General features: G+C 63.8%; 11 protein-coding genes and 1 pseudogene. 4 read left to right on the forward strand and 8 right to left on the reverse strand.

Annotated elements, in window-relative coordinates; all coding sequences use genetic code 11:
• Positions 1–169: 169 nt before the first annotated feature.
• From QE438_RS17850 to QE438_RS17885, 8 genes are all read right to left on the reverse strand, one after another.
• Complete coding sequence (locus QE438_RS17850) at positions 170–625, reverse strand: hypothetical protein (protein ID WP_306993692.1); 456 nt, start codon at positions 623–625, stop codon at positions 170–172.
• A complete protein-coding gene (locus QE438_RS17855) occupies positions 622–2,220 on the reverse strand; it encodes a hypothetical protein (protein WP_306993690.1) in 1,599 nt (532 codons plus the stop codon). Before QE438_RS17855 ends, QE438_RS17850 begins: the two co-directional genes overlap by 4 nt.
• Complete coding sequence (locus QE438_RS17860) at positions 2,217–2,642, reverse strand: GtrA family protein (RefSeq protein ID WP_306993689.1); 426 nt, start codon at positions 2,640–2,642, stop codon at positions 2,217–2,219. The genes QE438_RS17855 and QE438_RS17860 overlap by 4 nt, the downstream gene beginning before the upstream one ends.
• On the reverse strand, positions 2,639–3,370 hold the full coding sequence (locus QE438_RS17865; RefSeq protein ID WP_306993687.1) for an SDR family oxidoreductase: 732 nt from the start codon (positions 3,368–3,370) through the stop codon (positions 2,639–2,641). The genes QE438_RS17860 and QE438_RS17865 overlap by 4 nt, the downstream gene beginning before the upstream one ends.
• Positions 3,355–4,671, reverse strand: a complete 1,317-nt coding sequence (locus QE438_RS17870; protein WP_306993685.1) for an FAD-binding oxidoreductase — start codon at positions 4,669–4,671, stop codon at positions 3,355–3,357. Before QE438_RS17870 ends, QE438_RS17865 begins: the two co-directional genes overlap by 16 nt.
• Complete coding sequence (locus tag QE438_RS17875; protein ID WP_306996222.1) at positions 4,668–6,065, reverse strand: UbiA family prenyltransferase; 1,398 nt, start codon at positions 6,063–6,065, stop codon at positions 4,668–4,670. Before QE438_RS17875 ends, QE438_RS17870 begins: the two co-directional genes overlap by 4 nt.
• A 655-nt stretch (positions 6,066–6,720) precedes the next feature.
• The gene (locus QE438_RS17880; RefSeq protein WP_306993683.1) at positions 6,721–7,659 is read right to left on the reverse strand and encodes an electron transfer flavoprotein subunit alpha/FixB family protein; all 939 of its coding nucleotides are present in this window, start codon (positions 7,657–7,659) and stop codon (positions 6,721–6,723) included.
• 85 nt (positions 7,660–7,744) lie between these two features.
• The gene (locus QE438_RS17885; protein ID WP_306993680.1) at positions 7,745–8,491 is read right to left on the reverse strand and encodes an electron transfer flavoprotein subunit beta/FixA family protein; all 747 of its coding nucleotides are present in this window, start codon (positions 8,489–8,491) and stop codon (positions 7,745–7,747) included.
• A 195-nt stretch (positions 8,492–8,686) separates the two neighbouring features.
• Here QE438_RS17885 and rfbB point away from each other — a divergent pair.
• The 4 genes and pseudogenes from rfbB to rfbD all read left to right on the forward strand — a co-directional run bounded on the left by rfbB (position 8,687) and on the right by rfbD (position 12,155).
• A pseudogene (gene rfbB / locus QE438_RS17890) lies at positions 8,687–9,779 on the forward strand (dTDP-glucose 4,6-dehydratase).
• 23 nt (positions 9,780–9,802) lie between these two features.
• A complete protein-coding gene (gene rfbA / locus QE438_RS17895) occupies positions 9,803–10,711 on the forward strand; it encodes a glucose-1-phosphate thymidylyltransferase RfbA (protein ID WP_306993676.1) in 909 nt (302 codons plus the stop codon).
• A complete protein-coding gene (gene rfbC / locus QE438_RS17900; RefSeq protein WP_306993674.1) occupies positions 10,708–11,265 on the forward strand; it encodes a dTDP-4-dehydrorhamnose 3,5-epimerase in 558 nt (185 codons plus the stop codon). Before rfbA ends, rfbC begins: the two co-directional genes overlap by 4 nt.
• Positions 11,262–12,155, forward strand: coding sequence for a dTDP-4-dehydrorhamnose reductase (gene rfbD / locus QE438_RS17905; RefSeq protein ID WP_306993672.1), 894 nt, complete (start codon positions 11,262–11,264; stop codon positions 12,153–12,155). The genes rfbC and rfbD overlap by 4 nt, the downstream gene beginning before the upstream one ends.
• Positions 12,156–12,171: the final 16 nt, after the last annotated feature.

Raw genomic sequence — 12,171 nt, forward strand, 5'->3', positions numbered from 1 at the left:
AATTGCATGTAGCACAGGATGCGTCACCGCCCAGCTGAGCACACGGCAGCTAGCCCCAGCGCGGACCGCCCGCATACCCCTTGCCCGGCCGTGATGGCCGGGGTTCTCTTTGTGCCGAACCTTTGTGCTGAAAGCTGGCGATGCGCCGACATGCCAGCTATGACGTGGCTTACGGGCAGGCATCGCCCGGCAGTAGAAGCTTGTCGAGTTCCTGCTTGCCATCCAGGGTGCGCAGGGTGAAGATCTGTCCTGGGCTGGCCCATCCGGGGATCACGGCCTTGTCCTTGCCGCCACCCGCGGCAACGATCTGGCGAGCGCCCTCGGGGCCGACCCACAGCTCGATGCGCTCGTTACCTGTTGCGGCAGCGTCCCAGCTAATGACAGCCTCGCTGCGCTGTGCACAAGTCGGCTCCGGCAACTCGGCATGCATCAGCTTGTTGACACCGTCCAGCTTCAAGAGAGAAGCCTGACCAGGCGCCAGCGTGACGGCTTGCGCGGCGTCGGAGCTGGTATCCGCTGGTGGAGGGTTCTGAGTCAGTAGCTCCTTGGCGTCACTGGGCTTCTTCTCGCAGCCGGCCAGCGCGGCGAGTATCGCAAGAACCGCGATCTTGGTCAGATGACTCATGGTGTCTCCTTGGCTTGCGTGGGTGTCAATATTCGGTATTGATTGATACATAATGCCTGCTTGGGCAGTACCCATCGGCAGCTTTTGCGTGCTTGATCGTAATTGCGATCTTCCATCGCCCATACGTCTAGAACCGGAATCGGGTGGCCTGCACGATCCACGATGGCCTGCGCGTCATCCTGCGCAGGGCGGCGCAGGGTGCTGGGGTAGAAGTGGCGCATACGGCTGCGGGTGACAAGCGGGTTGTCCAGCGGCTGGGCAAGGCCAGCTGAATCCCATTGGAATATTGGTGACTGCGCATAGTACGACATCATTCCTATCTCTGGGTTTCGGAGGATGAATTCACCTATCCCGGGAAACTCGAAGGTTCCGCGACCTGTCCGCGCAAGCGTGATCGAGAGATAGCCTTGGGCGCGCGATTGCTCAGCGGTGCGCCACTGGCCCGGGCCGTCATTCGGTAGACGGCCGTAACACAGTGCCGCGATCAGCAGCAGGCCAAGGCCGCCAGCCAACAGGCGCTGGGGATCGTGCCGCGATGCGGTGAATGCGCGGCCTAGGAACATGCCAACCATCAGGCTGAGGATGTTCTGGTAGTACCACCAGAAGTTGGCGGGCATGCGGTAAAAGACCAGCACGTACGTCAGGACCAGAGCGGCAATGGCGGGCCAGCCGATCCGTGGGCGGTTCACTGCCACCGAGCCTAATGCGCCAAGGATGCAGACCCAACCGGCGACGGTGTTGCCTGTCGAAGACAGCTGCGGACGCATCAGCATCGATACACCGAGTCTCTCCGGAAGCGCCCGGAGCAGGGTCATCTTCTCAAACAAGAATGGGATAGCCGACTTGCCCCAGTAGGTGACCGGCACAGGCCAGACGTTCATCACCGCGCAAAGCACGATCCATGCAACAGCGAAGACCGCCACCGGAAGCATCGCAGCCTTGATCTGCGGCCACAGACGACCGCGGTGTAGGGCTAGATGTACAAAGTACAGGACCAGAATTGGTAGCGTCAGATCGGGACGGATTAGCGGGCCAATCGGCAACAGCCAACCCAGAGCGCGCACGTTGGCCTGTTGCTCGCGAGCGAGCATCGCCAGTGTGGCGATCCACATCAACAACAGACCGCCTTCGAACTCGAAGATTGTATCCAGGCAGGTAGACAGCAACAGCAGCAGAGCGCCCAACCAGACGAATGCACTTGGCTTGCGCCGCCAGAACGGCAGGAACACCAGCCAGGTAACCAGGCCGCTGAGCATGAGCGTGATCTTGGCATCGAGCAGGGTGCGTGCGCCGTGGCCGACCAACTCGGAGATGCCGGCCGCTGCAGTCAGCACTAAGATGCGGACAGGGGAGGAGGCCAGCAACGCGCCGCGCTCAGTTACGTGCGGGTAATACTGCCAAGTGCCGTAGTCGATCGCGTTGCGGGCGACCGCCAGGTAAATGTAAACGTCGTCGAAAAAACCTTTTTTCAGGTCAAGATAGTAATGAACACAGAATACGCCGGTGGCAAGCAGCACAAGCCACGGCAGCACGCGCCCCCAAATCGCGCTGGCGGGGAGGGCGGACTGGGAGGCAGGGAGAGAAGGGCTGCTCATGCGTTGTTGGATGTCCGGCGATTGATAAAAACGAAGCGTTTGTCGAGCTGATACTTGGAAACGTAGCCGATCGCCAAGCCGATGACCGCGCCTATGTAGCGCATTGTCTCGCTACCAAATATGTGGTGGAACGCAAGTTCGCTGCCCCAGAAGATCATTGTGGTCACGCCTCCCATCAAGGTGTACATGGCGAACGTATGGGTGTCGTGGCGGGTGTCACGGGTGACGAAACGGAAGATCCAGCGCTTGTCCAGCAGATACTTCACCAGTAGCCCGGTCAATGTGCCGGCGGCGATCCCGGCCGCCACTGCGGTGACTGACCACGGCCAAGCGCGGACCATAACCCACTGAGTGGAGATATTGACAGCAGTGGCCAGCGCGGCGAACGTCAGATATAGCGTGGCCAGACGGATCCCGTTCATAGCTTGATTCGCACAAAGATGGGCTCCGGAATCAGCTTGATCACCTGCATGATTGCCCACCAGAATCCTGGCAGGTAGACCACCGAGCGGCGCCGATCAATGGCGGCGACGATGCCCTTGGCAATGCTGTCCGGCTTGGCCCACAGCACTCCCTTCTTGAATCCGGCGGTCATTGGTGTATCAACAAAGCCAGGCTTAATTGTCAGTACATTGACGCCCTGGGGGCGTAAGCGCTGACGCATGCCGCTCAGGTAGGTACTAACAGCGGCTTTTGCGCTGCCATACAGGTAGTTGCTGGCACGGCCACGGTCGCCGGCGACCGAGGAGATCACTGCAAGCGTGTCGCCCTTGCGTAGGCGCAGGCCGATTTGCGCGCATAGGGCGATGGTAGCGGTACCGTTGGTGGCAAACTCGGCCAGGGCCAGCGCCGGCGACGCATCACAGTCTGACTGTATCGGAAGCGTGCCGTGGGCAATCAACGTCGTGTCCACGCCGCCCAGCGTTGCCCAGACGCCCTCGATCATAGCGGCGTGATGATCGAGGGCATTGACGTCCAGTTCGGCAACTTCGACCTGCGCCGCGCCGCGTGTACGCAGGTCCTGAGCAATAGCGTCGAGCCTGTCGCGGTTACGACCGACCAGGAACAAGGTTGCGCCGCGCTGGGCGTAGACGCGGGCGGTGGCTTCGGCAATGGCAGACGTCGCGCCAATGATCAGAATGCGTTGCATGCGGACTCCGTGAGCCGGCGCCAGAGGCCGGAGGAAATGCCTGGATCCCGGTAGGCAGTAAACTCCTGCAGACGGGGATTAGATTGACGGAACAGTGCCGCGCTCATGCGCGCATCCTTGGCTGGATAAATCGCGCCACCGGCGTCGGCGACGATGCGATCAAGTCGATCCAGCAGCGAAAACACCCCGGAGTCGCTGTGCGGGAAATCCAGTGCCAGCGTGGTGCCTGGCCGCGGGAATGACAGCATGCCCAGTGAGGGCTTCGAGCCGAACTCCTTAAGCACTGCCAGGAACGAGCCGCGCTTGCTGCGTGCGATTTCTCCCAGCAGCGTTTGCACCGCATCACGGGCCGTGGCCGGAGGTAGTACGCATTGGTGTTGTAGGAAGCCGCGCGGACCATAGATGCGGTTCCAGTTGGAGATGCCGTCCAGCGGATAGAAGTAAGACTGGTAATGATTGAATCCGCGGCGTGGGGTACGCCAGTAGTACAGTGTGTTAAAGGGGCGCAGCGTCACCGAGTTCACCAGCGACAGTGGAGGCTCGAACGGCATCGGATAGCGTGGGCCGGAGCGTGGCGTGGCTGCGCCGGCAACGCCAGCAGCGTGATCGCCTCGGATGAAATGGCCGCGGCCAGTATGCTTTCCGGTCGCCAGGCAGTCGATCCACGCCACGGTGTACTCATGAGTCGATGCCGATTGTGTCGATAACTCGAAGAATTCGTCGAGGTCGCTGAAGCGGATCGTCTCGGTTTCAAGCCAGGGGCCGGGTACGCGTCGCAGCTGCAGTTCTGCGCGGGTCACTACCCCGGTCAGGCCGAGTCCACCGATGGTGGCGGTGAACATGCCATCGTCTGTCTCCGCGGCAAGTACGCGGCGTTCGCCATCGCTGCGTAGCAGTTCTAGCGAACGTACATGGTGGCCGAAGCTGCCAGCGCGGTGATGGTTCTTTCCATGCACGTCATTAGCGATTGCGCCGCCGACAGTCACGTAGCGAGTGCCCGGTGTGACTGGCAGAAACCAACCCTGAGGAAGCGCCAAATCGATGATCTCTGAGAGTGTGACCCCGGATTCGCAATGCAAGATCCCCGTTTCGGGAGAAAAGGAGATGAATCGATCCAGGCCGCGCGCATCCAACAGAGTGCCGCCGGGATTGAGACAGACGTCGCCATAGCTGCGGCCATTGCCGAATGCGAGTGCCGATGTAGGCAACGTCGGCAGGGGCGCGGAGCGATTTTTTAGAACAATGGCCTCCTGCACGACGAATGGATAGCGTCCCCAGGAACGGTAACGTGGGTTGCTCATATGGCCAGTAGCACGATGAGCGCACCTAGGGCGATGATAATCTGACTGGTACGGTCGGTTGCAGCGAAGACGATCGGGTCGTCATGCATTTCGCCGCGATGCGCCACCATCCAAACCCGGCCGATCCAGTACAGCAACACAGGGCACAGCAGCCATAGCACCTTGGGATGGGTGTAAAGCGCCATGCTCTCCGAGCTATTGATGTACAACGCAAACACCATGGTGCTGATGTAGCCTGCGGCTGTCCCCATCGATTGGATCAGCGACACGTCTTCTGCCGAGTAGCCGCGACCAGCGATCTTGTGTTTGCCGTCGCGGGCCATCGCCTCCAACTCGGTGTAACGCTTGAGCAGGGCCAGACTGAGGAAGATGAACATCGAGAAGGCTAGCAGCCAAAAAGACAACTCGCTCTCGATTGCCGCCGCGCCGCCGACAATGCGCACAGTATAAAGTGCAGCCAGTACCACTACATCGAGGATGGCGGTGCGTTTGAGTTTGAACGAGTAAGCCAGAGTGATGACAAAGTAAGTCAGTAGCACTAAGGCGAAGCTGGAATTGACCCACAGTGCGAGCGCAAAGCCAGCCAAGGTCAGCACTGGTGTCGCAACCATGCCATGCAACAAAGGGAGGGTGCCCGCAGCGAACGGGCGATTGCGCTTACGCGGATGCTGCCGGTCCGATGCCAGGTCCAGCAGGTCGTTAAGTAGATACACGCCGGATGCGCACAGGCCAAAGGCCAGGAATGCGGCCAGCGCGGCGACGATTGACTTTGGCTCCAGAAACAGGTGTGCCGTCAACAGCGGCACAAGGATCAAAAGGTTTTTCAGCCACTGGTAGAGGCGCAATGCCTTGACCCAACTGCGCAACCCGCCGTGCTGCGAGGGGAGCACCGCCAGCACCTCGGTTTCGAGGCTGGCGGCGTGCGCCAGGGCGGCGTCGTCACTGACCACTACGGCACCGGCAGCATGGCGCCAGACCTGCAGGTCAATCTTGTCGTTGGCCACGTAGTCAAAACACCTCTCACCCAAGCGTGCCACCAGCGCATCCGCCTTGCGGTGCCCAGCGAGGTTGTGTGCGCCTTCGCTGGCGATGACTTCCTCGAACAAACCTAAGTGCTCGGCGATGGGCTTGACCAGTAGCAGGTCAGACGCCGAACACAGTACGCGCGGCCGTTGCGGGGTGTTGCTTAGCATGTCCAACACATGCTGGTTGTAGGGCATGTGTTCCGGGGCGAGTGTGACCCTCCGCGCCAGTTCGCGCTTGAGAGCAGCTTTGCCGCGCAGAAGCCACAGCGGAAGCAGGAAGATATAAAGCGGATTCCGCGCAAGCAGTGCCAGCAGCGATTCGTACAAGATGTCCGAATTTAACAGCGTGCCGTCGAGGTCGACGCACAGCGCGTGCCCCTGGTGCCTTTCCGGGCTGGGGGCGGGTTCTGGGCGCGTCAACGACATTCTGAACCTGGCATCCGTAGCAGAACTTCCGATTATACGATGCGCAATGCGACATGTCGGCGTATGGCGCGGTCGAGCGCAAGTCCGGAACCAGGCTGAACTCGACCGCGAGCGTCTACTGAACGGGCATATGCCGGCTGCCGCCGCCAGGTGCTCAGGTTTTAAGGGGGCAAGATTGGAACGTGAAGCGCGGCGGCCAATCGGTCAGGCGAGCGCTCCCCCCCCCCCCCCTTGTAATGACGAGAGACCCTGCCGGTTGGCGCGCGGATAGAAGCCGAGCGGAGTATCGCAGTTGTGGCGCATGGCTGCGCTGCGAACCATCAGCCGTGCGACCTGCTGCGCTGCTTAATCGGTTGGGGGGCTCAAAGCGTAGTCGTGAACCAAGCAGGACTAAGTAAGGCGGACGGCAAATAGGGAAGGTGCCTAAGGCGGACAGGGGTAGGGCGCAATGGCCCGAAAATCGTAGATGCGCTATAAGACGAGCGCGCCAAGCATGCGTGGGAGCGCGGATTCTACTTTTCCGAAGTAGCGCATCTGCGGTAGCCACCGACCACGCCTAGTGTCATGGCCAAGGCGAAAGATGGCGAGATTGGGCAAGTCAAAGCGCTGTCTCCAGATCCGGCAGCAGTGCGAACAAGTCCCCCACCAATCCGATATCCGCGATCTCGAAGATCGGGGCGTCGGCGTCCTTGTTGATCGCCACGATGGTGCCGGCGTCCTTGATGCCGGTCAGGTGCTGGATGGCGCCGGAGATGCCAACCGCCACGTATAGCTCGGGGGCGATGATCTTGCCGGTCTGGCCGACCTGGAGTTCGTTGGGGACGTAGCCGGCGTCGACCGCGGCGCGCGAGGCGCCGACGGCAGCGCCGAGCTTGTCGGCCAGCTTGTAGATGATCTCGAAGTTCTCCTTCGAACCCACGCCACGACCGCCGGAGACTACCCGGCGGGCCGACTGCAGGTCGGGGCGGTCGGACTTGCCGGCCGCCAGGCCGACGAAGCGGGTATGGGTCGGCAGGCTCGTCTCGACGCTGGCGGCTTCGATGGTGGCGTTGCCGCCCTGTGCGGCTTCCGGCCAGGAGGCGGTGCGCACGGTGGCCACGACGGTCTGCCCGGGATCGGCCTCGACGGTGATGATTGCGTTGCCGGCGTAGATCGGACGGGTGAAGCGGTGTTCGCCTTCGACGGTGATCAGGTCCGAGACCTGGGCCGCGCCCAGCAGCGCGGCCACGCACGGCATCAGGTCCTTGCCGAAGGTGGTCGAGGGGCCGAACACATGCGTGTAGCCGGCGGCGAGCGCGGCGATCTGCGGGGCGAGCACCTGGCCGATGGCGTGTTCGTTGGCCGGATTGGCGACGGTCAGCACCTTGGTGACGCCGGCGATCCTGGCGGCGGCCTCAGCGACGGCGGTCGGATCGGCGGCCAGCACGGCCACGTCGAGCGCCTCGGGCTTGAGTGCGGCGGCGGCGCTGACGGTCTTGGCGGTGGAGGCGTTGAGCACGCCGTCCAGGTGTTCGGCGATGACGAGGACTTTGGACATGTGCGGGTTCCTCAGATTTAAACAGTGCGGGCTGCGCGCATTGAGAAGTCCGGCCATGGATGGCCGGGCTGTTGATCAGGGAAGATCACAAGAGCCCCTTCTGCTTCAGCGCGGCGACCAGCTCGGCGGCGTCCTTGACCATCACGCCGCGGCTGCGCTTGGGCGGGGCGGCGTAGTGGGTCACCTTCAGTTCCGCGCCGGCTTCCACGCCGAGGTCGGCGAAGGGGATGGTCTCCAGCGGCTTGGACTTGGCCTTCATGATGTCCGGCAGCTTGATGAAGCGCGGCTCGTTGAGACGCAGGTCGGTGGTGATCACCGCCGGCAGGTCGACTTCCAGCGTTTCCAGGCCGGCGTCGACCTCGCGCGTCACCGTGGCCTTGCCGTCGGCGATCTCGACCTTGGAGGCGAAGGTGGCCTGCGGGCGGCCCCACAGCGTGGCCAGCATCTGGCCGGTCTGGCTGGCGTCGTCGTCGATGGCCTGCTTGCCCAGGATCACCACGTCCGGCTGCTCCTTCTCGATCAGCTTGAGCAGGGTGCGCGCGGCGGTCAGCGGCGAGACCGGGCCGTCGGCGACCACGTGCACGGCGCGGTTGGCGCCCATGGCCAGGCCGTTGCGCAGGTGCGCGGCGGCGTCGGCCGGGGCGATGGTCGCCACGACCACTTCGGTGGCCACGCCCTTGTCGCGCAGGCGCAGGGCCTCCTCCAGGGCGATCTCATCGAAGGGGTTGGGGGAGAGCTTGACACCCTCGGTCACCACGCCGGAGTTGTCCGGCTTGACCTGGATGCGCACGTTGTAGTCCACCACGCGCTTGTAGGCGACGAGAATCTTCATCGTGAAAGCGAGTCCTCTGACACGGGATGCGGATGGCCCGGCCGCGGCGGCTGGCGCGGGGCTTGGCCCGCGATTCTAGCCGGGCGGGCGTGACCGTGCGACGGGGTATGGTCGTGAGGCGCCGAGGTCTGGTCTCGATGACGGCCCTGTTCACGAAAAGTGAGCTTCACAGCTTATCCTTGCGCGCTACCGCCAATGCGGTACTCATTGCCTGATCAGGAGATATGCGTGGGACAGACGTGGTTGGTCACCGGAGGAGCGGGTTTCATCGGCGGGAACTTCGTCCTCGAGGCGGTCGCCAGGGGGGTCAAGGTCGTCAACCTCGACGCGCTGACCTATGCCGGCAATCTCCGGACCCTGGCCTCGCTGGAGGGCAACCCGGGCCACGTATTCGTCCGCGGTGACATCGGCGATGGCGCGCTGGTGTCTGCGCTGCTGGTGGAGCATCAGCCCGATGCCGTGTTGAACTTCGCGGCCGAGAGCCATGTCGACCGCTCCATCGATGGGCCCGGTGCGTTCATCCAGACCAATGTGGTGGGCACGCTCGGCCTGCTGGAAGCCGTGCGCGACTACTGGAAGGGCCTGCCGGCCGAGCGCGCCGAGGCATTCCGCTTCCTGCATGTGTCAACCGACGAGGTCTACGGCACGCTGGGCGAGACCGGCAAGTTCACCGAAGAGACGCCGTACGCGCCCAACTCACCCTATTCGGCGTCCAAGGCGGCCTCCGATCACCTGGTGCGTGCGTTTCACCACACCTACGGGCTGCCGGTGCTGACCACCAACTGCTCCAACAACTACGGCGCCTTATCACTTCCCCGAGAAGCTCATTCCCCTGGTGATCGCCAAGGCGCTGGCCGGCGAGCCGCTGCCAGTGTACGGCGATGGCAAGCAGGTGCGTGACTGGCTGTTCGTGTCCGATCACTGCGAGGCGATCCGGGCGGTCCTGGCCAAGGGGCGCGTGGGCGAGACCTATAACGTCGGCGGCAACTCGGAAAAGCAGAACATCGAGGTCGTCCAGGCGATCTGCGCGCTGCTGGATCAGCGCCGACCGCGCGAGGACGGCCAGCCGCGCAGCAGCCAGATCACCCACGTCACCGACCGGCCGGGCCATGATCGCCGCTATGCGATCGACGCCTCCAAGCTGAAGAACGAGCTGGGCTGGGAGCCGCGCCACACATTCGAGCAGGGCATCACCCAGACGGTGGACTGGTACCTGGCCAATCAGGACTGGGTCAATGGCGTACTCGACGGCAGCTACCGGCTGGAGCGCATCGGAGGCGTGCAGTGACCGCTTCATTGAGAAGTCCGCACATGGATGCGCACACCCCTGGGAAGAATGCGCGTCGCGGCATCATCCTCGCGGGCGGCTCGGGCACGCGGCTGTATCCGATCACCAAGGGCGTCAGCAAGCAGCTGCTGCCGGTGTACGACAAGCCGATGATCTATTACCCGCTGAGCGTGCTCATGCTGGCGGGCATCCGGGAAGTGCTGATCATCAACACCCCGCACGAGCAGGCGCTGTTCAAGCAGCTGCTGGGCGATGGGTCGCAGTGGGGCATGGAGATCCAGTACGCCGTTCAGCCCAGTCCCGATGGCCTGGCCCAGGCCTACACGATCGGCCGTGACTTCGTGGATGGCAAGCCGAGCTGCCTGGTGCTGGGCGACAACATCTTCCACGGCCACGGCCTGACCGAGACGCTCCAGCGCGCGGATGCGCGCCGTGAGGGTGCGACGGTGTTCGGCTATTGGGTCAACGACCCGGAGCGCTACGGCGTGGCCGAGTTCGACGCCAGCGGCAAGGTGATCGACATCGAGGAGAAGCCGGCCAAGCCGCGCTCCCATTACGCGGTGACGGGGCTCTACTTTTACGACGGCCATGCGCCCGAGCATGCGGCGTCGCTGAAGCCCTCGCCCCGTGGCGAGCTGGAGATCACCGATCTCAACCGCCGCTATCTCGAGGCCGGGCAGCTGCATTTGGAAGCGCTGGGCCGCGGCTACGCCTGGCTGGACACCGGCACGCACAAGTCCTTGCACGAGGCTTCCAACTTCATCGAGACCATCCAGCAACGTCAGGGCCTGCAGGTCTGCTGCCCGGAGGAGATCGCGTTCGGGAACGGTTGGATCGACGCCGCGCAGCTGGAGCGCCTGGCAGCGCCGTTGCTGAAGAACGACTACGGCCGTTATCTGCATGAGCTGGCCGTTCGAGGAGAAGTGGTTTGAAACTGATCGAGACCTCCCTTCCAGGCTGCACCATCATCGAGCCGGCCGTCTTCGGCGACGAGCGCGGCTTCTTCATGGAGACCTGGAACGCCGCGCGCTACGGCGAGCTCGGCCTGCCCGACCGCTTTGTGCAGAGCAATGTCTCGTCCTCGTCCAAGGGCGTGCTGCGTGGCCTGCATTACCAGTGGCCCAATCCGCAGGGCAAGCTGGTCAGCGTGCTGGAAGGCGAGGTCTACGATGTGGCCGTCGACGTCCGCCTCGGTTCGCCCACCTTCGGTCGCTGGGCCGCCGTGGTGTTGAGCGCGCAGAACAAGCGCCAGTTCTGGATCCCGGAGGGCTTCGCGCACGGTTTTGCGGTGCTGTCCGAGCGCGCCCTCTTCAGCTACATGTGCACCAACGTCTACGACAAGGCCGCCGACGCGGGCGTGCGCTGGGACGATCCGGCCATCGGCATCGACTGGCCGATCGGATCGCCGAACCTGTCCGACAAGGACGCGGCCGCCCCTCTGCTGGCCGCCGTGCCGCAGGCGCGCCTGCCGGTCTACACGCCGTGACGCTCCTGCTGCTGGGCGCCAACGGTCAGGTCGGCCGGGAGCTGCGCCGCGCGCTGGCGCCGCTGGGCGAGGTGGTCTGCACCACGCGCAGCGGCACGCTGGAAGACGGTGCGGTATGCGAAGTCGCCGATTTCGATCGGCCCGAGAGCCTGCCGGCGTTGCTGGATCGCCTCGCGCCTGCCGTCGTGGTCAATGCCGCAGCCTATACCGCGGTGGACAAGGCCGAGGAGGATCGCGATGCGGCATTTCGCGCCAATGCGGAGTCGCCTGGCGCCCTGGCGCGCTGGTGCGCCGCGCATGGCGTGCCGCTGGTGCACTACTCGACCGACTATGTGTTCGATGGTCGGGGCACCGCGCCTTACGCCGTCGACGCGCCGACCGCGCCGCTGGGCGTGTATGGCGCCAGCAAGCTGGCGGGAGAAGAGGCGGTCCGCGCGGCCGGCGGCCAGCATCTGATCTTCCGCACGGCATGGGTCTACGCCTCGCATGGCAAGAACTTCCTGTTGACCATGCTGCGCGTCGGCGCGCAGCGCGACGAGCTGCGGGTGGTGGCCGATCAGATCGGCACGCCCACCTCGGCGGCGCTGATCGCCGACGTCACCGCGCAGGTCTTGCGACAGGGAACGAAAGCCTCCGGCACCTGGCATCTGACCGCCGCGGGCCAGACCAGCTGGCATGGGTTCGCCGAGGCCATCTTCGCCCGCGCCGTGGCGGCCGGCCTGCTGCCGCGCGCGCCGCAGGTGATGGCGATCCCGACGTCCGAATATCCGACCCCGGCGCGGCGTCCGGCCTATTCCTGTCTGGACACGACGAGCCTGCAACGCGACTTCGGCATTGATCTGCCGGCCTGGGAAACCGCGCTCGACAGCGTGGTGGCCGAACTGGCCTAAGGCTTTCGTGACGGCT

Source organism: Pseudoxanthomonas sp. SORGH_AS_0997 (genome assembly GCF_031453535.1).
In the GTDB taxonomy this organism is placed as follows: domain Bacteria; phylum Pseudomonadota; class Gammaproteobacteria; order Xanthomonadales; family Xanthomonadaceae; genus Pseudoxanthomonas_A; species Pseudoxanthomonas_A winnipegensis.